This is a genomic window from Streptococcus suis, assembly GCA_024583055.1.
GTDB classification, from domain to species: domain Bacteria; phylum Bacillota; class Bacilli; order Lactobacillales; family Streptococcaceae; genus Streptococcus; species Streptococcus suis_V.
This window is the reverse complement of the sequence record CP102145.1, coordinates 1,519,282-1,544,434: the sequence shown is the minus strand read 5'-3', so window position 1 is coordinate 1,544,434 and position 25,153 is coordinate 1,519,282. Positions and strand designations below refer to the sequence as shown.

The 25,153-nt window shown below is 46.0% G+C and carries 22 protein-coding genes; all 22 read right to left on the bottom strand.

Going from position 1 to position 25,153, the window contains the following annotated elements; all coding sequences use genetic code 11:
• Window positions 1–94: 94 nt before the first annotated feature.
• Complete coding sequence (locus NQZ91_07720) at window positions 95–1,645, bottom strand: quinol oxidase (GenBank protein UUM57266.1); 1,551 nt, start codon at window positions 1,643–1,645, stop codon at window positions 95–97.
• Window positions 1,646–1,697: 52 nt separating this feature from the next.
• Window positions 1,698–1,922: a hypothetical protein gene (locus NQZ91_07715; protein ID UUM57265.1), complete on the bottom strand. Its 225-nt coding sequence runs from the start codon at window positions 1,920–1,922 to the stop codon at window positions 1,698–1,700.
• A 35-nt stretch (window positions 1,923–1,957) separates the two neighbouring features.
• Window positions 1,958–3,193, bottom strand: coding sequence for a bifunctional folylpolyglutamate synthase/dihydrofolate synthase (locus tag NQZ91_07710; GenBank protein ID UUM57264.1), 1,236 nt, complete (start codon window positions 3,191–3,193; stop codon window positions 1,958–1,960).
• A 264-nt stretch (window positions 3,194–3,457) separates the two neighbouring features.
• Window positions 3,458–4,366: a helix-turn-helix domain-containing protein gene (locus NQZ91_07705; GenBank protein ID UUM57263.1), complete on the bottom strand. Its 909-nt coding sequence runs from the start codon at window positions 4,364–4,366 to the stop codon at window positions 3,458–3,460.
• Between the two features lie 119 nt (window positions 4,367–4,485).
• On the bottom strand, window positions 4,486–5,094 hold the full coding sequence (locus NQZ91_07700) for an HAD-IA family hydrolase (GenBank protein UUM57262.1): 609 nt from the start codon (window positions 5,092–5,094) through the stop codon (window positions 4,486–4,488).
• Between the two features lies 1 nt (window position 5,095).
• Window positions 5,096–5,842, bottom strand: coding sequence for a GNAT family N-acetyltransferase (locus tag NQZ91_07695; protein ID UUM57261.1), 747 nt, complete (start codon window positions 5,840–5,842; stop codon window positions 5,096–5,098).
• Window positions 5,842–6,840 carry a Holliday junction branch migration DNA helicase RuvB gene (ruvB, locus tag NQZ91_07690; GenBank protein UUM57260.1) on the bottom strand — a complete coding sequence of 333 codons (999 nt, stop codon included), beginning with the start codon at window positions 6,838–6,840 and terminating at the stop codon, window positions 5,842–5,844. The genes NQZ91_07695 and ruvB overlap by 1 nt, the downstream gene beginning before the upstream one ends.
• A gap of 252 nt (window positions 6,841–7,092) precedes the next feature.
• The gene (locus NQZ91_07685; GenBank protein UUM57259.1) at window positions 7,093–8,370 is read right to left on the bottom strand and encodes a MerR family transcriptional regulator; all 1,278 of its coding nucleotides are present in this window, start codon (window positions 8,368–8,370) and stop codon (window positions 7,093–7,095) included.
• A 277-nt stretch (window positions 8,371–8,647) separates the two neighbouring features.
• Window positions 8,648–9,940, bottom strand: a complete 1,293-nt coding sequence (gene purB / locus NQZ91_07680; GenBank protein UUM57258.1) for an adenylosuccinate lyase — start codon at window positions 9,938–9,940, stop codon at window positions 8,648–8,650.
• 181 nt (window positions 9,941–10,121) lie between these two features.
• The gene (gene purK, locus NQZ91_07675; protein ID UUM57257.1) at window positions 10,122–11,189 is read right to left on the bottom strand and encodes a 5-(carboxyamino)imidazole ribonucleotide synthase; all 1,068 of its coding nucleotides are present in this window, start codon (window positions 11,187–11,189) and stop codon (window positions 10,122–10,124) included.
• A complete protein-coding gene (gene purE, locus NQZ91_07670) occupies window positions 11,176–11,664 on the bottom strand; it encodes a 5-(carboxyamino)imidazole ribonucleotide mutase (GenBank protein UUM57256.1) in 489 nt (162 codons plus the stop codon). Before purE ends, purK begins: the two co-directional genes overlap by 14 nt.
• Before the next feature lie 25 nt (window positions 11,665–11,689).
• Entirely contained in the window at window positions 11,690–12,952 is a 1,263-nt protein-coding gene (gene purD / locus NQZ91_07665; GenBank protein UUM57255.1) for a phosphoribosylamine--glycine ligase, read from the bottom strand.
• Window positions 12,953–13,078: 126 nt separating this feature from the next.
• The gene (gene purH, locus NQZ91_07660; GenBank protein ID UUM57254.1) at window positions 13,079–14,626 is read right to left on the bottom strand and encodes a bifunctional phosphoribosylaminoimidazolecarboxamide formyltransferase/IMP cyclohydrolase; all 1,548 of its coding nucleotides are present in this window, start codon (window positions 14,624–14,626) and stop codon (window positions 13,079–13,081) included.
• Window positions 14,627–14,656: 30 nt separating this feature from the next.
• A complete protein-coding gene (locus NQZ91_07655; GenBank protein ID UUM57253.1) occupies window positions 14,657–15,364 on the bottom strand; it encodes a suppressor of fused domain protein in 708 nt (235 codons plus the stop codon).
• Window positions 15,365–15,366: 2 nt separating this feature from the next.
• On the bottom strand, window positions 15,367–15,918 hold the full coding sequence (purN, locus tag NQZ91_07650) for a phosphoribosylglycinamide formyltransferase (protein ID UUM57252.1): 552 nt from the start codon (window positions 15,916–15,918) through the stop codon (window positions 15,367–15,369).
• Complete coding sequence (purM, locus tag NQZ91_07645) at window positions 15,915–16,934, bottom strand: phosphoribosylformylglycinamidine cyclo-ligase (protein ID UUM57251.1); 1,020 nt, start codon at window positions 16,932–16,934, stop codon at window positions 15,915–15,917. The genes purN and purM overlap by 4 nt, the downstream gene beginning before the upstream one ends.
• 48 nt (window positions 16,935–16,982) lie before the next feature.
• Complete coding sequence (gene purF / locus NQZ91_07640) at window positions 16,983–18,434, bottom strand: amidophosphoribosyltransferase (protein ID UUM57250.1); 1,452 nt, start codon at window positions 18,432–18,434, stop codon at window positions 16,983–16,985.
• Between the two features lie 13 nt (window positions 18,435–18,447).
• Window positions 18,448–22,167: a phosphoribosylformylglycinamidine synthase gene (locus NQZ91_07635; GenBank protein UUM57249.1), complete on the bottom strand. Its 3,720-nt coding sequence runs from the start codon at window positions 22,165–22,167 to the stop codon at window positions 18,448–18,450.
• An 18-nt stretch (window positions 22,168–22,185) separates the two neighbouring features.
• Entirely contained in the window at window positions 22,186–22,893 is a 708-nt protein-coding gene (locus NQZ91_07630) for a phosphoribosylaminoimidazolesuccinocarboxamide synthase (GenBank protein ID UUM57248.1), read from the bottom strand.
• Window positions 22,894–23,010: 117 nt separating this feature from the next.
• Window positions 23,011–23,259 carry a phosphopantetheine-binding protein gene (locus NQZ91_07625; protein UUM57247.1) on the bottom strand — a complete coding sequence of 83 codons (249 nt, stop codon included), beginning with the start codon at window positions 23,257–23,259 and terminating at the stop codon, window positions 23,011–23,013.
• The gene (gene plsX / locus NQZ91_07620; GenBank protein ID UUM57246.1) at window positions 23,252–24,259 is read right to left on the bottom strand and encodes a phosphate acyltransferase PlsX; all 1,008 of its coding nucleotides are present in this window, start codon (window positions 24,257–24,259) and stop codon (window positions 23,252–23,254) included. Before plsX ends, NQZ91_07625 begins: the two co-directional genes overlap by 8 nt.
• A gap of 123 nt (window positions 24,260–24,382) precedes the next feature.
• The gene (locus tag NQZ91_07615; GenBank protein UUM57245.1) at window positions 24,383–25,153 is read right to left on the bottom strand and encodes a hypothetical protein; all 771 of its coding nucleotides are present in this window, start codon (window positions 25,151–25,153) and stop codon (window positions 24,383–24,385) included.

The following is a 25,153-nucleotide window of genomic DNA, read 5'->3' as shown; positions in this document are numbered from 1 at the left end:
TTGAATGACGAAAATCAATATCTAGTATGTATTTTCAAAAATTTTCATTTTTTACACAAGATATAGATAAAAGCAACTACTTTCATAGTCGCTTTCATTCTTTTTCTTGATATAGTTTGAAGTGATTGAAGCTGAGTTGGACAGGGACATAATTGTCTTCTAGGGTCGCTGAGACCTGTTCCAAGAGCGGAAGCTCCGTGTTGACCAAGATATACTTGGCTCTCCCTTGATTCAAATCATAGATTAAATTGTTTCGGTTGTCCTCCGTGTTAAGATAGGGTTGAGCTGTAATCAGATTAGCAGACGAGAACCGCTGACTTTCTAGATAGGCTTGTGCACTATTATCCCAGGCATAAATCGGATCATCACTGGTCGTGTTATCCCGGATATAGCGGGCTATTTCCTGCCTCTCCACACGGACCGGTTCTTCAAACAGATAGGCGTAGGTTGGTTGGAAAAACAGGGCTAGAAGCATCAAAATAGGCAGATAATAACTAGCTTTTAGATAGCTATAATCCTCATTCTCCTCCTCATCCAGCATCTCAAACTCTTCATCAGTTTCTGGACCATGCAAAGATGCTGCAGCTAGCACAAAACCATACGGAATCAAGGCCGTCAATTGGCTCCATTCAAAATTTGGATTCCCAATCAGGAAAACCATTTGAACAAGAAAAGCCAGTAACATTATCAGCTTAATTTCTGTCTGTTGCCCCTTGCTAATAGATAATAGGGTTATCAAAATATGATTTAAAAATCCTGAAATCAGCAGGAACCCAAAAACCACAGCTAGGGTCATCAAAATGCCTTCATAGGTAAATTGTAGGCTAATATTGTAGAGAAAAGTCTGTTGAATTGCCATTCCCAGAATCTGCTCGATGAAGGTGTAATAGCCTACAGTGTAGACAACGAGAAGAAAACCAAATACAGCTGCTAAAAACTGATAAACACCTCTCGCCAACCTCTTGTTTCGACTATTGTACACAAATAAAACTAGGGGCGATACCAGCCATAAAATCAGACTTTTAGGGTAAATCATGAATACAATCGCCGCATCAATCCCGTAGAGAATGAAACCTTCGTCACTGACTGCATCATTTATATAGCGAATCAAAAACCAGATACTGGTCAGCACAAAAGGTAGAGCAAAGATGCTGGCATAGAGTCCACCCAAGTCCACCACCAGCAAGAAACAATAGAACCAAAAATTGATATGGTGGGCAACCCGCTGTGAACGACTAAAATATGCACTAATCTTATTGAGATAAATCCCTGCTATCAAGAGGGCGATGAACTGAAAAATCATCAAGCCAATGGTCGTATTGAACAGGGAACCAACAGCCAAGATTAGGTAATAGAGGACACCATTGGTTCCAAAAAAATACTCATAAGGCTTATGACCAGCCTGCATTGCCATGCCTGCATAGAGTGCCTGTGACTGCAAATTGGTCGCAAAGGAACTCAAAAGAGGATTGGCAACATTCAATACACTCAGAAATAAACTCCACAGTAGGGTCGGCCAAATAGGCACATCCGGCACATTCCGTATAAATTCATGGTAGGCTTGCTTTCTCCGTTGAGAACGATGCCTGCGGCCACCCCACAAACTTTTATCTCCCAAATCTACACTTGACTCTACTTCTGTCATAACTCACTCCTTGGATTTACTTTACTTATTATATCAAAAAGCCCGAGGCATGTCATTGACTTTCGGAAGTTGTTTGATCATTTCCTACCCTGTACCTTTCTCCGTCCAGCTCTTGTACTTGAACCATAGCCTCCAAGGGATAGCGGATGGTCCTATAGCTAATCTTGCTCCCATTCTGATTGGAAAACAGACTGGCATAGCGTTCAATCTGACGAAATGTATGGCGTTGGGCACGCTTGTACTCTATCAAAAATTCCTCATTATTTTTCTGTCTCATACCTATTTATTCGCAAAAAGCGGTCCAAAAACCGCTTAGTTCAGATATTTTTTTCGGACTTCCGAGATGAAATAGAGGGAACCTGTGACAATCAGGATGCCCTGGTCTTGTTCCTGAAATTCCTGTATAAAGCCTTCATAATCAGCTACGTAGGTCAGCCCCTGACGCTGCTCCTCTTTCAAGGCTCCGTCGTAGGCAAAGCTGGTCAAGACAAGCTGGATACCTGGCAATATTTCCTCTAATAAATCCAGCATTTCCTGAAAATCCTTGCGCTGCAGGGCCGAAAATAAGAGGGTCACAGGCTGGTCCTGCATCTCAATGAACTCAATCAAGCGTTCCATGGCAGGAACGTTATGGGCACCGTCTAGGTATATCTTGGGGTTTTCGGCTATCAATTCCAAACGTCCTGCCCAGCTGGTTTGGGCTAGAGCCTGTCTGATCAAATCCGCAGAAACAGTTTGCCCAATTTGCTCCATGTAAAGCAAGAAACTCTGCAGGGCCAAGGCCGCATTTTCTTGCTGGTGCTGACCTGGGAGACCCAAGACTAATTCTGACAGCTGAAAACTTGGACTATTGAAAGTAGCTGCATTAGAGGTAAATTCTTGACCCAGCTGGTAGATTGGAGCTTTTTTTTTAGCAGCAATTTGGCGAATTTGCTGGCTGATGTCGGCAGAAAATGGTCCCAGAACGACAGGCATCTCTGGCTTGATAATTCCTGCTTTCTGCTCTGCGATTTCTCCCAAAGTCACGCCTAATAAATCCTGGTGATCCAGACCTATGGAAGTGATGATGCTGAGGGCCGGGGAGACTACATTGGTCGTGTCCAGAAGGCCGCCGATGCCAACTTCGATAAGTGCCAGGTCAGGCTGCTGCTCGCGAAAATAGAGGAACATGATTAGAACCATGACCTCGAAATAGCGGAAGGGTTCATAGACCGTAGCAACCTCCTGCTCCAACTCATAGACCTGCTGGAGAAGGCGCTGAAAATCCTGGTCTGGAATCGGTGTCTGATCAATGCAAATCCTGTCGTGTACCGTGACCATGTGAGGGGAGACAAAACTGCCGACCCGCAGTCCATGAGCCTGAAAGAGCTGGCGCATAAAGGCAATCGTTGAGCCCTTGCCATTGGTCCCCGCCACATGAATGACCGGCAAATCCAAGTGAGGCTTGCCTAACAAATCCAGGGCATAGGTGATTTTCTCTAACTTGTAATGAAATAGCTGACCCTGCTTGCTATTGAGCCAGGTGTCTAATTTGTGAAAAGTTTGCATGTATTAAGTATAGCAAAAAACCAACAATTGCGTTGGTTTTTGACGGATATGATATTAGCCTTTCCACCACCAATCCCAGCCAGCTCCGAACGTTGTAAATGCCTTAATAAAATTCATAATCTTTAGTCTCCTTTATTTTGATGAGACTATTATAGAATTTTATTGGGTCAGTAAACAGGACAAAAATGTCACTTGTTTTTTATAGTTCTCTCATCCCAACCTGCTCCTCTTCTGCAAGTTGTCATAATGCTCTTCATAAGCATCTTACACTTTTCCAGTGGAATCCCCTTTCCATGATTCTTCTAGTTTAGCCACCAAATGATCATCACCTATTAATTTCGCAAACATAACGGCCTCTTCGTACAGTTTTTGTGCCTCTTCACGGTCACTGTTGGTATATAGTACGTACTTCCACTTTAATAGATTCAGAATCGGTTTCTTTTGGAAATCGTGCGTCTGGACCATTATCTGGTCTAGAGTATCAAAAATAGGCGGAATATAGTCATAACACTCCTTAGTCCCAAGGATACCAATAGAAGCTAGCATCACATCACGCAAAATAAATAGCTCATTTGAATCTATAGCTTCTACCTGTACCGGAAAATGCTGGGTAATATCTAAAAAATGTTGAAATCTTGGCGAGGTCCTGTCCTCATCCTGTAAATGCTCCAAATATAGCCGCACAATCAATAAATCATTGACAGTAAATTTATCTTTACGATGGACCTGCTCGAAATAATCATCTAAGATAGCTTTCCCAAAATGGACAGACTTTGTTTCATATATGTCAACAAAAGACTGAAAAGCATCAATTGCTATCTGTTCTTCCTCTGGCAGGTCGTCGTAATAGTCGTCATAAATTTCTTCCATCAGACGATTGCGTTTTTCTATCAAGTCCGTATTTTCATAGGTCGGTGTGCGGAGAACCTCAAACTTTAATTTCGAGTATCTATCTGGGAGCTTAACATAGTCTGGCATCAATTCATACAAGGTCATTCCCAAACGTGTGGCAATGTACTGGATTTTAGACAACGTGGGTTTTGAGCTACCAGTCTCAATCCGAATCAATTGCCGGACTGAAAGTTCAACCTCATCACCACAAAACTGTTCGCGCGTCAAATTAATCTGCTCTCTCAGCTGGCGAACACGTTGCCCAAATTCCTTATCGCTCATATAATTCCCCTTTATTTATACTAAAATATGGTTAATTATACCAAATTTTTCAAGAAAAAAACAAACTTTCTTTTGTAAACTACGGTAGAAAGTTTATTTTTTATGTGAAATTTCTAAATTCATACTGACGGAACAATCTGCAATAAACTCTCGATTTTTATATTCCCTTCCACCCCGTCAATCTGGAGGTTGATACTCCGAATCCCTGCGTTGACAGCCGTTTCTACATCGAGCAAACGGTCACCGATATAGTAGGTATTTTCTTTGTTCAGTCCGTATTTTTCGATGAGAAATAGCAGAGCTTCTGGACTTGGTTTGCGGGCAAATCCAGAATCGCTGGTCAAGATTTCTGTGAAATGGTGACGGACACCCAAATCCTCCAAAACCTGAAAAGCATTGTCACTCTTGTGTGTATAAACGAAATTTTGAATTCCTTTCTCTGCTGTCCAGTCCAGAATTTCACGCGCACCAGCCATCAAGGGAATCTGCGTATTTTTCTCCTTCAAGGAAGTCGCACGCACACGATTAAGTTCATCGCTATCCAGACCGTATTTGTCTGCATCACGCACCAATAAATCTTTAACAGAATAGCGCAGTATAAATTGTCTGACTTCCTCACGGTCAAAAGGTAGTTTGTATTGTTCATAGGTTTCTTGAATTCCAGCCAATATCGCCTCATAAGAATCCAAGAGCGTTCCATCCAAATCCCAAATAAATGTCGGTTTCATCTTATCTCCATTCATATGCTCGATAGGGCTTGTCTAATTGGTAACCCAGCTTTTCAGCCAGTTTCAAGGATGTCAAGGTGTGGGCATCCCAGCTTGGATAGAGTCCGCGGTCTAAACAAGCTAAAATTAACTGAGCCGCACAGGCTTTTGCCAAACCCAGACCTCGATAGTCTTCCCTAGTATCCACTTCTATCTCAATCCCAGCTGAATAGCTGGCATAGGATGAAGCCCCTGAGACCACCTGTCCCTTATGCAAGATGACATAGCCCAGCCCAAAGTCCAAAAATTGTTCCACATCTATATAATTTCCCACCAAATCCCGTGACCATTCCTCTACCAGACAAGCCTCGTACAGATTACGGTCAATCAGTTTCATATCAAAGCTTTCAGGCAAGTCATCAACCAGTTTCTGTAAATGCCCAAGGTCAAACTCAGTTTCCTTTTTCGTAGCGTATCGAGTAAAAAAACGAACTCTGTCTCCGTAAGCTTCTTCTATCAAGTCTGGCCAGGCTTGGTTTTGGGGGACTAGAATAATATCCTTTCCCTCGCACATTTTTAGCAAGTCTCGATGTGGCTGGCCAGCTAAAAAACCAAAGAAGCTCTGTCGTCCATAGAGAGCTAGGGCTGACTGGGGTGACTGGGCATTATCGACATGAATCTGTCCCATTCTGCCTTCTAAACAGGTCCAAATAATTGCCTCAGGCCAATCTCCAAATAAACTAGCTACTCGTCTCATCTGCTCTGCCATTATTTTTCCGTATAGGGATAACCCAAGTGCTCGTAAGCCTTTGCTGTCGCAACCCGCCCCGTCCGTGTCCGCATAAGGAAGCCCTGCTGAATCAGGTAGGGCTCATACATGTCCTCCACCGTTTCTCGCTCCTCGGCGATATTGACCGACAGGGTGTTGAGGCCGACGGGACCGCCGCCGTACATTTCAATCATGGTACGGAGAATCTTCTGGTCCACATAGTCCAGACCTTCACGGTCCACATCCAGCATAGTCAAGGCCTTGTCTGTAATGGTGTCGTCAATCAGGCCATCGCCCATAATCTGTGCGAAATCCCGCACCCGCTTGAGCAGACGGTTGGCGATACGGGGAGTTCCACGAGACCGACGAGCCAGCTCAATAGCAGCTTCATGGGTAATCTCCATGTCAAAGATATCCGCCGTCCGCTCGACAATCTCCGTCAAATCAGCCAGTTCGTAATACTCCATGTGACCGGTAATCCCAAAACGGGCCCGCAGAGGATTGGACAGCATACCTGCACGAGTGGTCGCTCCAATCAGGGTAAAAGGCGGCAACTCCAAATGCACAGAGCGGCTGGCCTCCCCTGCTCCAATCATGATGTCGATGTAGAAGTCTTCCATGGCTGAGTAGAGAATCTCCTCGACCGCCATGGGCATACGGTGGATTTCATCGATAAAGAGGACATCGCCTGGCTCCAAGTCATTGAGAAGGGCAACCAAGTCACCTGCTTTTTCAATAACAGGACCACTAGTCTGCTTGATATTGACCCCCAATTCGTTGGCGATGACAAAGGCCATGGTGGTCTTCCCCAGACCCGGAGGGCCAAACAGAAGCGTATGGTCCAAGGCTTCATCACGGAGCTTGGCCGCCTCGATAAAGATTTTCAGCTGGTCCTTGACCTTGTCCTGACCGATGTATTCGTTTAATTTCTGTGGACGCAGGGTACGCTCAACATACTCCTCATCCTGCATTTGTTCCATATCTAAAATTCTAGTCATGAAACCATTATAGCACAAAATGAAAATACCAGACTCAGTGAGTCCAGTATTTCCAGGAGATTATATGATACCTAGCTCTTGTCGCTTGCGACTTAGAGCTAGGGACACCTTTAGGTGAAAAGATATGCCAGCCGTTTGAGCTTTAGCTCTTACGGATGACGATACTGAAACTAATTCAGTAAATTTTCGCTATCTCTAGCTTGGATATAGTATAACTCGCCAAGCTTAAGGGAAACTAAAACAGAATTCATTTTATTTATTTTCCACTATTCGCAAAAATCGCTCTAGGTAGTGCGAATCTAACTCATTATACTGACTGCCTTCTGTTGAACTTTCTTTGGGAACTTCCAGATTCATCAACTGCCGATCAAACTCCTCCAACTCAATATAGGTATCGTCAGGTACCAAGTTCTGATTAACAATCGGCTGCATAAACACAATTTCATTTTCGTCAGGCTGAATACGGTAGCTAAACTGTCCCTGCTTTTCGAATTCATTAACAGTAAGTACCTTGGTCCCAAAGCCTGTCCAGACAGACTTGACATCGCTGTAAAGATATGCCTTGGAAGGAGCCAGCAGATTGATGTCGATAATCTGGTCTTTGGTCACGGCTGTTGTGGTAGAAATCAGCAGAGCGGTCAATAGGATACAAGAACCTGCCAGACCCAAGCCATATTTCCAAGATAATTTCACCAGCCTCGCCAGTTTGCCCAAAAGAAAAGCAAGAAAAGCAAGAAAAGCCATGATAAAAAATATAGCAACCTTCCCCAGACCAATCGAATACTCATAGAAGAGCCAATCGCTTGGTAGGAAAAATCTTTCGGTCAACCAGCCGACAAAAACAAAGTAGGCAATCCCACCTACGAGGGAGATAAGACCAATCGGGATCCACCAGGCCTGACTGCGATTCTTCTGGCGAACCTTGTCCCGATGTTTCCACCAGGTCACGAGATAATCTCTCCAGAGAAGCGTTATCCAAGCGGTTGCTAGCAGGGAAACCACTGCTAGTAGGAAAAGATTTTCCTGACGACCCTCTTGGATTCGTATAAACAGCCAGAGGATTGGACCTGATAACGACAAGGTCTGCAAGAGAGTCATCCAAATACTTGGCAACAAGGCATCTTCTAAATCTTGTTTGAAGTCTTGAAATTCACCGCTTTCCACAAAGGCAATGGAGTCCTGTGCTTCTTCCAACCAATCCTCTTTCTTGCCCAAATCCCTGACCACCTGGTCCAACAAATCAACCTTGTCTGTTAACTCCACTGTTTGCTTATTGATTCCCCGCTTTTTCTCACGCAAGGCTGACTGCAAATCCTCCTCTGACAAGGATAGGAGGTCCGTAATCTCTGCTAGGGAAAACTCAAAATAGCGGAGCAACTTAATCAAGCGAAGCTGACGTACATTTTCCTCTGAATAATTACGGTAATCGTTGAGCGGATTTCTCGCCACTTCAATCAAGCCCTTTTCTTCATACAGCCGTATCGCCTTAGTTGACAAGCCTGTCAACTTCTCCACATCTTTGACCTGCATAAGCAACCTCCATCTGTTTTGATAGTCCTAGCATACACCATTCCCCTAGGGATGAGTCAAGGATTTTTTGATTTTTTATACAAAAACAGTCAGCTAATTCTTGCTGACTGTTTTCTGGAGATTATATGATACCTAGCTCTTGTCGCTTGCGACTTAGAGCTAGGGACACCTTTAGGTGAAAAGAAATTTCGCTATTTCTAGCTTGAATAAAGTATAACTCGCCAAGCTTAAGGGAAACTAAAAAATTCTCTGGAAAATCCAAAGAATTTTGATTTTTTTATAACCCAAGTCGTTCAAAAATGTCATCAACCCGCTTAGCATAGTAGTCTGGGTTGAAGAGCTCATCGATTTCTTCTTGGCTGAGTTTAGCTGTCACGCGCTCATCCGCTTCGAGAAGGGGCTTGAAGTCCACTTGATTATCCCATGACTGCGCAGTTTTTGGTTGCACCAAGTCATAGGCTTCCTCACGGGTCATACCTTTCTCAATCAAGCTGAGCATGACACGTTGGCTGTAAATCAAGCCAAAAGTCGACTCCATATTGCGTTTCATATTCTCAGGGAAGACCGTCAAATTCTTAACAATATTGCCAAAACGATTGAGCATATAGTTGATGAGAATGGTCGTATCCGGCGTGATAATCCGCTCCGCTGACGAGTGGGAAATATCGCGTTCGTGCCAAAGCGCCACATTTTCAAAAGCCGTCACCAAGTGACCACGCACCACGCGAGCCAGACCGGTCATGTTTTCAGAGCCGATAGGGTTGCGTTTATGGGGCATAGCAGAGCTGCCTTTTTGGCCTTTGGCGAAATACTCTTCGACTTCACGTTGTTCAGATTTTTGTAGCCCACGGATTTCTGTCGCCATACGCTCGATGGACGTTGCAATCAAGGCTAGGGCTGAGAAATATTCTGCGTGGAGGTCACGAGGAAGGACCTGGGTCGAAATTTCCTGCGGACGAATACCCAATTTGCCACAAACATACTCTTCCACAAATGGAGGGATGTTGGCAAAGTTACCAACCGCACCTGAAATTTTACCAGCTTCGACACCCTTGGCCGCCACATCAAAACGCTCCATATTGCGTTTCATTTCGCTATACCAAGTCGCCAATTTAAGACCGAAGGTCGTTGGCTCCGCATGAACACCGTGGGTCCGACCCATCATGATGGTATATTTGTGCTCACGCGCCTTGTCGGCGATGATATCGGTGAAGTTTTCAAGGTCACGACGGATGATATCGTTGGCCTGCTTGTAGAGGTAGCCGTAAGCCGTATCCACCACATCGGTCGAAGTCAAACCATAGTGAACCCACTTGCGTTCCTCACCAAGACTTTCCGAAACCGCACGCGTGAAAGCCACCACATCGTGACGGGTTTCCTCTTCAATCTCTAAAATGCGGTCGATGTCAAAAGTCGCCTTCTCACGAATCAAGGCCACATCAACCTTCGGGATCTCGCCCAACTCAGCCCAAGCCTCATCAGCGAGTATTTCCACCTCCAACCAAGCCTTGTACTTGTTCTCTTCACTCCAAATAGCCGCCATCTCAGGGCGGGAATAACGATTGATCATTGTTTATGATACAGAGGGCTTTAAGAAAGCGAGAGAAAAATAAGAAACTGACGCTGTGTGCTAGCACACAAGACAGTTTATCTTTTTTCCGACGCTTTTAGCCCGAGTTCAAATGCTCGAACTTGCCCTCATTCCTTTCTATTTTTATATGTAATGGAATTCACTTGAACTTCGAATTCTCCTACAACTCCACCTCAACATCCTCTGTCAACACCGTCACGTGTCCCATTTTGCGATTGTGCTTTGCTTCTAGTTTACCATAAAAGTGGGGATAGGCGGTAGGGTTTTCTTGAAGAAAGGTTTGGACCGCTTCCATGTCTTGTCCCAAAACGTTAATCATAACGGCTGGTGAAAGCAGGTGGATAGGGGGCAGAGGCTGACCGAGAATGCCTCGGATATGGGTGTCAAACTGTGAAAAATCACAGGCTTCAATGGAATAATGCCCCGAATTATGAGGTCGAGGAGCAATTTCGTTGACCAGAATGTCCTGCCCTGCCACAAACATTTCAACACAGAGGGTGCCTGCTAAATGGAGCTTGTCGGCGATTTGTAGGGCCATGGTTTTGGCTTTTTCAGCTAGTTCATCTGAAATACGGGCAGGCACGATGGTTTTATAAAGAATATTATTGCGGTGGATATTTTCCTGCACAGGGAAGACGGTGTAGTCGGAGCCATTGCCAGACACAAGGACGGAGATTTCCAGGTCGAAATTCACAAACTCTTCCAAGACACACTCGGCAGTATTGGCTAGTTGACTGGCTGCTTCCAAGTCCGCCTCTTCTCGAATAACCTTCTGACCATGTCCATCATAGCCCCCAGTGGCTGTCTTTAAAACGTAGTTTTTGCTGAGGTCCAATCCTTCTAGGTCTAGGCTAGATGTGACGACTTTGTAGGGGGCGACTTGCACGCCAGCTTTTTTTGCCAAAAAATCCTTCTCAAAAATGCGGTTCTGGGAAATGCGGAGCAGGTCTGTTCCTTGTGGAAGCTGGCCGTCCTTGATGACCGCGTCCAGTCCGTCAGCATCAACATTTTCAAACTCGTAGGTCAGGACATCGCACCGCTCCGCCAGCTGTTTGAGAGCCGCCACATCGTGATAGGGAGCGACGATAACCTCGCTAACCTTGGAGGCTGGGCAGTCCGCCGCAGGATCCAGCGTGATCACCTTATGGCCCATGTAAATAGCGGAAATAGCCATCATCTGACCTAGCTGACCGCCTCCGATAATTCCGATTGTCTTAGATGAGGTCATCTGTCATCGCCTCCGCAATTTTTTCCTGTTCCTTGGCAAAGTCTGCCAGCTGAGTCGCAATGGTTTGGTCTTCAATGGAGAGAATGCGAAGAGCTGTCAGGGCTGCGTTGGTGGCTCCTGCTTCACCGATTGCCATAGTCGCAACGGGCACACCGCCTGGCATCTGCACGATAGAATAGAGGGAATCCACACCGCTGAGGGCACGGGATTGGACAGGGACACCGATAACAGGCAAGGTGGTCTTGGCTGCTACCATACCTGGCAAATGTGCTGCACCACCCGCTCCTGCGATAATAACCTTGATGCCACGACCACGCGCCTCTTCAGCGTGACGGAACATGAGGTCTGGGGTGCGGTGGGCAGAGACCACTTTCTTTTCATAGGCTACACCAAATTTGTCCAGCACATCGGCTGCTTTTTTCATGGTTTTCCAGTCAGAACTAGAGCCCATGATGATGGAAATTGGAATGTTCATACTTGTCTTTCCTTTTCTTTGTCCCTTATTTTACTGCCTTACTTCCAATATCTGTCCGATAAAAGAGGCCTGTGGTTTCTTGATTTTTCAACTCCGAGTAAATTTTTTCTTGTGCTTCTTGGACAGTATCTGCTGTGGTAACCAACATATAGACCCGACCGCCGTTTGAAAGCAGTGCTCTGCTATTTTCCGAAAAACGAGCCCCTGCATAGTAGGTCGTGATGTCCCCCTCGGTCTTTGCTGGCAACTCTACACCTTTTTCGTAGTCCAGAGGATAGCCGTTTGATGCCACGACAACACCTAGCGTCACACCACTATCCAGCCAAGTCAGCTGGGTCGGGCGTTTGTGGAGGATGTCGTCGATGTTCTGAGCAAAGTCAGAGGTCAGACGAGGCAGGATAATCTGGGTTTCTGGGTCGCCAAATCGAGCGTTGAACTCAATGACCTTGGGACCTTGGTCGGTCAGAATCAAGCCAGCATAGAGCACGCCCAGATAAGACCGTCCCTCCGCAATCATGCCGTCCAGAATGGGCTTGACAATAGTGTCAACCGCTGTGTCCACTACGCTTTGAGGCAGGTGGGGAACAGGAGAGTAAGCCCCCATGCCGCCTGTGTTGGGACCTTGGTCGCCGTCAAAGGCACGCTTGTGGTCCTGAGCTGTCGGCAGAATGTAAAACTGATCGCCATTGACCAGAGCAAAGAGGGAAAACTCCTCGCCCGCCAAGAACTCCTCGATGACCACGCGGGCACCCGAGTCGCCGAACTTGTTGTCCAAGAGCATCTCCCGTGCCGCTTCGACCGCCTGCTCGACGGTTTCCGCCACGACTACGCCCTTGCCCAGTGCCAATCCGTCCGCCTTGACCACGATGGGTGCCCCCTGCTCTTCGATGTAGGCTTTGGCTTCTTCGAAGTTGGAAAATGTGCCAAAGGCTGCTGTGGGAATGCCGTATTTGACCATGATTTGTTTAGCAAAGTCTTTTGACCACTCCAGCTCCGCGGCTAGACGACTGGGACCAAAAGCTTTTAGTCCCGCCTCTTCAAAATCATCAACGATTCCTGCTGCCAGAGCATCGTCTGGACCCACAAAAGTCCAGGCAATATCATGTTCCTTAGCAAAGTTGATTAGGGCAGAATGTTCGGAAATTCCGATGTTTACTAACTCGATACCATCTAAAGTCATTCCGTCATTTCCAGGAGCGACAAAGACCTGTTCTACCTGCTCAGATTCTAACAATTTCTTTGCAATAGCGTGCTCACGACCACCAGACCCAACAACCAAAAGTTTCATATTTCCCACCTCAAAAACGGATTTTCTATAAACAGTATAGCAAAAACAGACGGATTTTGATAGAGAAATTGGAGGAACGTTCGGGAATGGAAAAAGCTCACACGAGGTGAGCAATATCCAAAATTCTCAATGTCTAAAATGTCTTACTCCCGTAAAGACCATAGTCAAGCCGTACTTGTTGGCCATGTCAATGGAGTCTTGGTCACGGACAGATCCTCCTGGCTGGATGATAGCCTTGATGCCTGCCGCTGCGATTTCTTCCACGTTATCAGCAAATGGGAAGAAGGCGTCCGACGCCAAAACGGCTCCCTCCAAACGATCTTTGGCTTGCTCAATAGCGATGCGGACGGACGCCACACGGTTGGTTTGTCCCGGCCCCACGCCCAAGGTCATCTTGTCATTGGTGATGATGATACCGTTGGACTTGACATACTTGGAGGACTTCCAAGCGAACTCCATGGCCGCCCACTCTTGCTCGGACGGTTGACGCTCGGTCACCACCTGCCAGTCCGCTGGGCTTTCCACCACCACGTCCTGATCCTGCACCAAAAGCCCGCCGACAACGCCTGTAAACTCTTTTTCCACTTCGCTTGCATCCTGTGCGTCAAAGGCCAATTCCAAAATCCGAAGATTTTTCTTTTTATTGGTCAAAATAGCTAACGCTTCTGCCGAGTAACTCGGTGCGATGATGATTTCTAAGAAAATCGGGTGCATCTTTTCAGCCGTCGCAGCATCCACTTCCCTGTTCAGCACGACGATGCCTCCGAAAATTGATACTGGGTCAGCCTCATAAGCATAATCCCAAGCCTGCTCAATAGTCTCTGCCTGACCGATACCACAAGGGTTCATGTGTTTGAGAGCCACAACAGTTGGACGGTCCTTGAAATCACGGATAATACGGATGGCCGCATCCGCATCACGAATGTTATTGAAAGACAATTCCTTACCGTTTAGCTGTTTAGCTGCTGCAATCGAATAATCAGTCGGAAGGGCATTTTGGTAGAAATCCGCATGTTGCTGAGGATTTTCTCCGTAACGCATAGGCTGATTGAGGTCGTAGGTAATGGTGAGTTTTTCAGGCTTGTCTTCACCGACTTGCTTGGTGAAATAATCAGCTATTAAAGCGTCGTAAGCCGCGGTATGACGAAAGACCTTAGCTGCTAATCGCTGACGCGTTGAGTAGGTCGTCTGCCCCTGCTCTGCTATCTCCCCTAAAACCGTCGGATAATCCGCCGGATCTACCACAACCGTTACGCTTGCGTGGTTTTTAGCTGCTGAACGGAGCATGGACGGACCGCCAATGTCGATGTTCTCCACCGCCAAGTCGTAGGTCACATCTGGACGCAAAATGGTCTCTCTGAAGGGATAAAGGTTGACAACTACCAAGTCAATCAAGCTAATCTCATGGTCCTTGGCTGCTTGCAGGTGACTGTCCAAATCCCGACGAGCCAGCAAGCCCCCGTGGATTTTGGGGTGCAGGGTCTTGACACGGCCGTCCATCATCTCAGGAAAACCAGTCACATCATCAATGGCAATTGTGGTTACGCCTGCCTGATCCAAGGCAACCTTTGTGCCTCCTGTCGAGATGATTTCCCAGCCAAGCTTGGTCAATTCTTGGGCAAACTCTACGATGCCATTTTTATCTGATACGCTAATTAACGCACGTTTTATCATGATTTCTCCTATCATTTAACTATACTTATTCTAAATGAGTGACTCACGGTGATAGTCTGTTAGCTGATTCCCTAGTTTCATTTGAAGTTCCTTTATCAGCTCTTTACTATTGTCACTTTCATAGATTGCTTTTAATTCTGCATCTGTAGCTCCGATTAGAGTGATAGATGAAACTTGACCGTAGGGGGTAGAGATTGTAGAAACAAGGTCATCACTTGCTGTAATAAAACCTGTCAACTTAGACATCTGCTTAGCATCTATCCCTTCCTCTTGACGCGTATAGATGTATTCCGTTGACCCGATAACATTTCCCGACTCAAAAACATACCTAGCTAATTTCTGTAAATTGCTACAAACAGACAAGATTTCTTTTTCGTCATCTCCACCAGATTTTTTTAACTTGAACGTAAACTCAAAGCCAAAGCCGCTATACTCCAAATCTTCGCTCTCTTTGGCATATAGCTCCGTTAAGCCATAACTGATAAAATGCCAAAACTCTCCGGCATCATAGACGCTAATACCATCTAGGGGATCTGGACCTCCCATAAAGTATTTAATTAGTGTCCCATAATGCTTAGGATCTTGTTGCTCTGGGTAGATGCGTTCAAACTCTTCCGTAATAGCATCCCAACCTAGAGCACTATCGTCATTTTCTAGTTCAATACTGTTATCTTCTACATCAGAAGAGCTATCATTGTCCTTGTTGCTTTTTTTCTTGAAAAAATCAAATAATCCCATCTCTATCTCCTTACTGCCCCCAACACCTCCAAAACTGCTGGATAGAGTTGGTACTCGGCTTCATGTATTCTAGCTTCAAAGGTTTCTAAGCTATCGTCAGCCAGCCTTGGTACTCGGACTTGCTGGATAATTTGTCCTGTGTCGACGCCGCTGTCAACCCAGTGGACTGTTACGCCACTTTCAGACACGCCTGCCTGCCAAGCATCTTCAATCCCGTGAGCTCCTGGAAATTCAGGCAAGTAGGCTGGGTGAATGTTGATGATACGACCTTCATATTGAGCTAACAAGGTCGGACCAACAATTTTCATATAGCCTGCCAAGACCACCAAGTCTATCTGGTGCTGGTCTAAGAGTTGGATGAGGGCTTCTTCGTAAACCTGCTTATCGGCAAACTCTTTTAATTCAAAAGTAAAGGTTGGTACACCTAGTTTTTCAGCCCGTTCCAAGACATAGGCATTTCTACGGTCTGAAAAGACAAAGGCAACTTCAAACTGCACTGCGATGACTTGAAAATTGGATCCAGAACCGCTGGCAAAAACAGCTATTCGTTTCATTTGATGACCACGCTCTTGTCTTCCTTAGTGAAAATGCGGCCGATTTCATAGACTTCTTCGCCTACCAATTCACGGACTTTCTCCACCTGTTCTGGACTGACAGCCAGTACCAAGCCGATACCCATATTGAAGATTTCAAACATTTCTTCGTGTTTGATTTGGCCGTACGTTTCAAGGGCTGTAAAGATTGGAAGGACTGGAATCTTATCTTCTTCAATTTCAGCTGCAAGGTTGTCCGCAAACATACGGGGAATATTTTCAATGAAACCACCGCCTGTGATGTGGGCAATGCCGTTGACCAGCCCTGCTTTTACCAGAGGCAATACCTGCTGGACATAGATACGGGTCGGCTCTAGGAGGACTTCCTTAAGAGCTCTGCCATTGAGCTCTGGCAGCAGAGCGTCGCCAGAAACATCCGCAAAAACGCGACGGACTAGGGAATAACCGTTGGAGTGGATACCGCTAGAAGCTAGGCCGAGGAGAATGTCGCCCTCCTGTACCTTGCTGCCATCAATAATCTGAGACTTCTCCGCAATGCCGACGGCAAAGCCAGCCAGATCATAGTCATCCTCGCCGTACATTCCAGGCATTTCAGCCGTTTCACCGCCAATCAATCCGCAACCAGCCTGGACACAGCCTTTCGCAACACCCGCAACCACCTGCTCCAGCTTGGCTGGCTCATTTTTTCCAGTCGCGATGTAGTCGAGGAAGTAAAGCGGCTCTGCACCTGCTGCAATGATGTCGTTGACGCACATAGCCACGCAGTCCTGACCAATGGTATCATGTTTGTCGTACTGGATAGCTAGCATGAGCTTGGTTCCCACGCCGTCTGTTCCAGATACCAAGACTGGCTCTTTGATATCCAGCTTGGTCAAATCAAACATACCACCAAAGCCACCGAGAGCTCCCATAACGCCCAAACGTTCTGTCCGAGCCACGTGTTTCTTAATCCGCTCAACCACTTCGTAGCCAGCTTCGACGTCAACACCCGATTGGGCATATGCATTTTTTGACATATCAATCTTCCTTCTTAATTATTTGACCTTCTAGAATCAATCAAGTCACTATTTGACCTTTTCGATGTAAAAACTTGTCTGTTCTTCTAAACTCCGCAAATATTCTTCCTCATAGTCATAAAGAGGCGTTGGATACTCACCATCAAAATAAGCTACACATAGTCCTCCATTGGGAGCATCTGTGTCGATACCGATGGCTTCAATCATCCCCTCAAGAGAAAGATAGGTCAGGCTATCTGCTCCAATAATCTCACAGACTTCCTCAACGGTGTGGTTGGCTGAAATCAGTTCCCGACGGGTTTGAATATCGATACCGTAAAAGCATGGATACTTGAGCTCTGGACTACCGATTGCCACATGGACTTCTGCTGCCCCTGCCTCTCGCAAAAGCTGAACAATCCGCCGGCTAGTCGTTCCACGCACGATGGAATCGTCAATCATGACCACACGTTTGCCCTTAACAACCCCAGAAACAGCAGACAACTTCATGCGGACTCCCTGCTCACGGAGCTCCTGGGTTGGTTGGATAAAGGTACGCTGAGTGTACTGATTTTTCACCAAACCCATCTCATTAGGTAAACCGGATTCTTCGGCAAAACCCATAGCCGCGCTGAGAGAAGAGTTTGGCACACCGACCACAATGTCTGCTTCATGTTGAAATTCCTGCGCTAAACGTTTGCCCATATTTTTTCGTGCTGTGTGGACATTGACACCATGAATAGTCGAATCAGGGCGGGCAAAATAGACATATTCCATCGAACAGATAGCCAATTGGGTATCACTTGTATAACTATCATAGTGGATACCCACATCATCGATGATAACAATCTCTCCGGGTTCGACATCGCGGACCCACTCTGCACCGACCACTTCAAAGGCACAGGTTTCGCTAGCAATGACCCAGGCACCATTTTTCATCTTCCCTATAGACAGGGGACGAAAACCATTTGGATCCAGTGCTGCAATCAGCTTGTCCTCCGTCATCAAGAGATAGGCAAATCCACCTTTGACAATGCTCAAGGCCTCCTTGACCTTGCCCATAAAATTAGGATTATGGCTGCGACGAATCAGGTGCATAAGGATTTCAGTGTCCGATGAGGCGTTGAAAATAGCTCCCTGCGCCTCCAGCTCTTTTTTGAGAGAAATGGCATTGGTCAAATTCCCATTATGGGCCAGGCCGAATTCCCCATCATGAAATTTATAAAGGAAGGGCTGGATGTTGCGAATATCCGCCGATCCAGCTGTGGCATAGCGGACATGACCAATAGCTGCGCTCCCTTTCAATCGGTCCAAATCAGCCTGATTTTTAAAGACTTCTGACAAGAGGCCCGTGTCACGATAACCTCTTAGAGTACCTTGATCATTAGAAACAATCCCTGCGCCTTCTTGCCCACGGTGCTGCAAACTGTGGAGACCAAAATAGGTGACTTGAGCGGCTTGAGGATGTCCCCAGATACCAAAAACGCCACATTCTTCATTAAGTGATTTTACTTCGTTCATCGTATTTCCCTAATTATTTTCCAGTAAAATAGCTTACCGCTGCTGCGAAGAGACCTTGATCTTTCTTACCAGGAATATTTTGGAAAAGCCCATCCTCATAGCGTTCAGAGTGTCCCATTTTTCCGATAATTTGACCATTCTTACTTGTGATTCCCTCAATAGCGTGGCTAGAGCCATTCGGATTGTAACGGCTATCCATGGAAGGTTGACCGTCAAAGTCCACATACTGGCTGAAAATTTGTCCATTGTCACGCAAGGTTGCAAATTCCTCATCTGTCACGACAAATTTCCCTTCGCCATGCGATACCGGGATAGCATGAATATCTCCGACCTGCACACCTGCCAACCACGGTGAATTGACATTGGCAATCCGCGTCTCCACCATCTTAGCAACGTGCTGATTGGCATCATTGTAAAAGAGGGTTGGACTGGTTTCATTCGCCTCTTCAAAGTTTCCGTATGGTAAGAGTCCAGATTTGACAAGTGCTTGGAAACCATTACAAATACCGATGATCAGACCGCCTTTTTCGATAAAACTGTCAATAGCTGAGCGAACCTTGGCATTGCGCAAAATAGTCACGATAAACTTAGCTGACCCATCTGGCTCATCTGCCGCAGAAAATCCACCAGCAAAGAAGAGAATATTTGCCTTGTCAATGTTGTCAACCATGGTGTCAACCGACTGCTCAATACTTGCCGCATCCAGCGTCACGAAAGGAACCAATTTGACCTTGGCACCAGCCTGTTCAAAAGCCTTGGCCGAGTCGTATTCCGAATTGGTTCCCGGGAATACTGGAATGTAAACCAATGGCTGATCAACCTTTTCTGTAGCCTTGATAACTGCTTCTGAGGCAACAGCTGGAACTTCCTGCAATTCACTTGCTTGGTCAAATGTTGTTGGATAGACTTCTTCTAATGTCCCTTCAAAAGCCGCTTGCAATTCTGCTCCTGATAAGTTGACACCGTTGACAACCAGTGTAAAGTCAGCTGTCGTTTGACCGATTTTAAGGGCTCTGTCAATTTCCTCTGCTGAAGTAAAGACAAATCCACCCAACTGACCTTTCAAGCTAGTTTCAACTTGCTCTAATTGGACTCTTGCACCCATATGATTTCCAAAGGTCATAAGAGCCAGACTTTCTAAGACACCACCGTACTTGACGGCGCTAGCAGCCGTAATCGAATACTGGCTCTGCAATTTTTCAAAAGTCTCAAAATTAGACTTGATCAAGTCAAAATCAATGTCTACTGATAAGGCTTGACCAGGCAGGTAATAAATATACTGGCCTGCTGCCTTGAACTCAGGTGAGAGAACCTTGCGACTATCCGCAGTCGTTACCCCAAACGCAACCAAGGTCGGCGGAACCGTCAACTCCTCGAAGGTTCCTGACATGGAGTCCTTGCCCCCAATAGATGGTAAACCGATCTGGATCTGCGCCTCAATGGAGCCCAGAAGAGCTGCTACTGGCTGACCAAAGCGCTCCGCTTGCTTGTCCATCCGCTCAAAATACTCCTGATAAGAGAAACGAGCCTTGGACCAGTTGGCACCTGCCGCAACCAAGCGAGCTGTCGCTTCAATAACAGCATAAGCAGCCCCGTGATATGGCGACCACTCCGCTAAATAAGGATGATAGCCTTGGGCCATGACAGATGCTGTGCTAGTGATCCCATTCTGTACCGGTATTTTTTGGACAGAAGCCTCTGTAGGCGTCAACTGATGGCGACCACCGAGTGGATGGTTGACTGTTGACCGACCAACAGAAGAGTCGAAAATGGTCTGTAGCCCTTTTTGACTGGTATGATTGAGATCTGACAGGACAGCTTTCACATCTGTCGCTAGGGTTTCGACAGAGGTTTGACGGCTTTCTGGCAGGTTGACAGCCTTGTCAACAACCTTGGCATCAACCACGACGCGCACACCGTTAGTATCTAGGAAAGCTCGTTCAATATCGACAATTCGTTGACCATTCCAAGTCATCACCAAGTTGGCTTTCTCAGTAACCGTCGCTACAACTACGGCATAAATATTCTCTGTCTCACAGGCTGCGATGAAAGTTTCCACATCTTGAGGACGGACCACGACTGCCATGCGCTCTTGCGACTCAGAAATCGCGATTTCAGTACCATTGAGACCGGCATATTTGAGTGGCACCTTGTCCAAATCAATTTCCAAACCGTCTGCCAATTCGCCGATAGCAACACAGACACCACCCGCACCGAAGTCGTTGGACTTCTTAATTAGACGCGTTACATCGCCATTGCGGAAGAGGCGTTGAATTTTGCGCTCTTCGATGGCATTTCCTTTTTGAACTTCTGCACCAGCTGTTTCAACAGACTCAACCGTCTGAACCTTAGATGATCCTGTTGCACCACCAATGCCGTCACGTCCAGTCTTACCGCCTAGCAAGATTACCACATCTCCTGCAACTGGTTTCTCACGGACTACATTTTCCTTAGGAGCCGCACCGACAACTGCTCCTAGCTCCATTCGTTTGGCTACAAATCCTGGGTGGAAATATTCACGGACATAAGTCGTTGCCAGACCAATCTGGTTGCCGTAAGAAGAATAACCGTGCGCAGCCGTTTTCGAAATAATCTGCTGTGGTAACTTACCCTCTCGCGTCTCAGAAAGAGGTTGTGTAATATCGCCCGCGCCTGAAATCCGCATGGCCTGATAAACGTATGAACGACCAGAAAGCGGATCACGGATGGCACCACCGATACAGGTCGCAGCACCACCAAAGGGTTCAATTTCCGTCGGATGGTTGTGAGTTTCATTCTTAAACATGAGCAACCAAGGCTCTTTGACACCGTCCACATCCACTTCAATCTCGACTGAGCAGGCATTGATTTCGTCCGATACTTCCATATCGTCCAAGCGACCATTGGCACGCTCATAACGACCGAAAATGGTTGCCATGTCCATAAGGGTTTGTGGCTTATCAGACCGCCCTAACTCCTCTCGCATAGCCAAGTATTTGTCATAGGTTGCCTGCAATTGCTTTTGGAATTGTGACGCTGAAAAATCAATGGTGCGCAATTCAGTCTCAAAAGTTGTATGGCGACAGTGATCAGACCAGTAAGTATCCAAGACCTTGAGCTCTGTCTCGGTTGGCACACGGCCGATGGATTTGAAATAGTCCTGAATGAAAAGCAAGTCTGCCACTTCCATGGCTAAACCAACTTCTCGCTTGTAGGCCGCAAAATCTGCTTCCGTATAGGTTTCAAAAAAGTCCAAGGTCGGAATTGTCGCATCAGATACAGAAAATTCCTGAGCCAAAAGAGGTGCATCCATATCCTTAAAGCGAGAATCAACTGGGTTGAGCAAGTATTTCTTAATCGCAGCTAAGTCGTCCTCGGTCACATCTGCATTCAAAATGTAAAGCTGACCTGTATTGACACGAGCATCCTGACGGCTGCCCAAGAGCAAAAGAGCCTCCTGTGCACTCGCTGCTCGCTGGTCAAATTGTCCCGGTAAGGCCTCAATCGCGAAAGAAACTGCCTGATCTAGCTCCAAATCTTGCTCGGTCAAGACCTTATCCGTCACCTGCTCAGTAAAAATATGCTTGACTGCCTGCTCAAACAAGTCTTCTTCCAAGCCAAAGACATCGTAAACCTGCACTAAGCGCAGACTAGACAGACTGTTCAACTGCAAATTGTGGACTAATTCCTTGAGCAAGGCCTCCGCCTTAATCTGAAAATCCGCCTTCTTCTCAACAAAAATCCGTTTCGCCATATCTAAGCTACCAATCCCCTATTTCACTTCCTGCAATTTTGTCAATACCAACTCATAAACATCCGTTAGAGACCCAAGATTTCTCCGGAAAACATCCTTGTCCAGATGATTACCGTCCGCATCCCATAGACGGCAATTATCTGGCGAAAATTCATCCGCCAATAGAATATGACCATCCTTGTCATAGCCGAATTCCAGCTTAAAATCGACCAAGCGCAGACCAATCTGAGCAAACAATTCCTTCAAGAACCCATTGATTCGTCTTGTTTCGTCCTTGATATAGGCAAGATCCTCTGCACTTGCTAAATCCAGAAAAGCAACGTGTTCGTCATTGATAAAAGGATCATCTAAGTCATCGTTTTTATAGTAAAATTCTACAATAGGCGTCGCAAGTTCTAGCCCTTCTTCCACCCCAAAACGTTTGGAAAAAGAACCAGCCGTGACATTGCGCAAGACCACTTCCAGCGGAATGATGTCCACCTTTTTATTGAGCTGCTCGATATCAGACAGGCGTTTGATAAAGTGAGTTGCAATTCCTGCAGCCTCCATCTTTTCAAAAATCAAGGAAGAAATCAGATTGTTGAGTCGCCCCTTGCCAACTACCTCTTCTTTCTTCCCACCATTAAAAGCCGTCGCCTGATCCTTGTAAACCGCCACAATTTGCTGGTCATCCGTCGTTGCGTAAATATCCTTAGCTTTTCCTGAATAGATAAGGTCTGTTTTCATGAGAATGTTCGCCTTTCATAAGATATACTAGTCTATTACTCTATCTTATCAGATAATATTCGTCAATTCAAAGCATAACCTAATCATTTACAAAAAATAAAGAAAAACGCCCGTAAACTACGAACGTTTTTGTTTTTCATCATAAATAAAATCTGCTATATCAGCCAAGGTCTCGAATCGCTCAATGGCAGCATCTGGCACGTCGACACCAAATTCATCTTCCAAATTAAGAACAAATTCCATGACCTCAACTGAATCTTGGGCAATATTGTCCATCAAGGAAGAATCAGGCTGGACAAGAAAGTCCTCTCCCTTCTCCTCTTGAATCATCTCCACAATCTTCTGATAAACTTGCTCTCTAGTCATGATTGTTCTCCACTGGTGAAAATTTGGCCACTGATTTTTCTACTATATTGGCATCCAAAATCTGACGAACCTGCTTTATCGTATAGAAAATAGCTGTTGCATCGCTAGACCCGTGTGCCTTAATAACCGGAGCTTTGAGTCCTAATAAGACCGCACCGCCTGCTGTCTTGTAATCCAAGGCTCCTAGAGCCTTCTTCAAGGTCGGTTTGAGCAAGAGACCACCGATTTTGGCTAGGAAACTACCTGATTTGATAGCACCTGTTAACTGACCGACGATAGACTTAGCCGTTCCTTCAACTGTTTTCAATACAGCGTTTCCCGTGAAACCATCGGTCACAACCACATCAGCAACGCCGTTGAGCAACTCACGCGCCTCCACATTGCCGATAAAGTTGATAGACGGTTCCTGACTGAGAAGAGCAAAAGCCTCTTGATGCACAGGTGTTCCCTTTGTTTCCTCCGTACCATTGTTCAAGAGAGCCACGCGCGGATTCTTGACCCCACGCACATGCTCTGCGTAGAAGGAGCCCATAATCCCATACTGATAGAGGTGATGGGCTGTATTTTCTGCATTGGCCCCCAAATCCATCATATCAAAGCCCTTGCCATCCATAGTCGGCAGAGTGGACATGAGTCCGGGACGATCAATATTCTTAATACGACCGACAACAAAGACACCTGCCGCCAGAAGAGCCCCCGTATTTCCAGCTGATAGCACTGCATCCGCCTGCCCATCCTTAACAGCCTGAGTCGCCAAAACCATAGAAGAGTTTTTCTTGCGACGAATAGCTCGAACTGGTTCATCATCCGAATTGATTTTCTCATCCGTATGGATAATGGTCACTCGCTCCGACGCTGTCAAATAGGGCTTGATTTTAGCCTCATCCCCATAGAGCTGAATTTCAATATCCGAAAATTCCTTGAGGGCCTGATTAACCCCTTCAATGACCGCCTGAGGGGCATGGTCCCCACCCATAGCATCTACTGCAATACGTTTCATCTATCTAGTTCCTTCACTTTAGTCTTAGAGATATTATAGCACGATTTCATCTTTTTTCCTATTATTGAAAATAGCAGATCAAAACAAAATCCCCCTTCTAGCAGCAAGAAAGGGGATAAGATCTTAAAACTCCATCTTTTTAAAATACTTCAATGTCAGATAGGCTAATACCGTCGAATAAACCAAAGTAACCAAAACAGATGCTCCTAATGTTGAAAACAGGCTTGCTCCTTCATACAAGGCATTAATATTACCAGTTGGAAAGAAGCTAGCCAAACCAAATACTGCTAAAATACTTGACCCAAGTGAGTAACCAAAGGCAACTGCCATAGTCGCTCCGACCCCTGAGTACAAGGAAACACAAGCAGCCAGCAAGACACAGACCAACATATCTAGCATACCGCCAAGGATACTTTGAGCAAACCCTGCATTTTCATCCGCCAGATGATCCCAGAAGGTCAAGGTAGCATAATCCAAATAACCAATACGAGTATAGTAATATACCACCATCACCAATAGGAAGATTCCTGTATAAATAAGAACAATCATCACCAGACTCAATACCTTGGCCCAAAAGATGTCCTGACGCTTAATGTCCTTATAGAGAAACATGGTATGGCTATCCGCCTCACCCTTAAAGACCGTATAGGTCAGATAGAAAAGGGCAAGGATAGGTAGAGTAAAGGCATTTGAAGACTTAAATAAACTACTAGTCAAAGCTACAAATGAATAAAGATAACCGTCGCTTACACCAGGCACCATGAAGTTGGAACCTTTTGGTAAAAAGGTTGAAGCCAGAAAAAGAGTCGGAAAGAGGAGGGCAAAGGCAAGGAAAATCTTAGTTTCCTTCCTCTTCCAAACACTGGCAAAAACAGGTTTAAAAATTGCTAACAT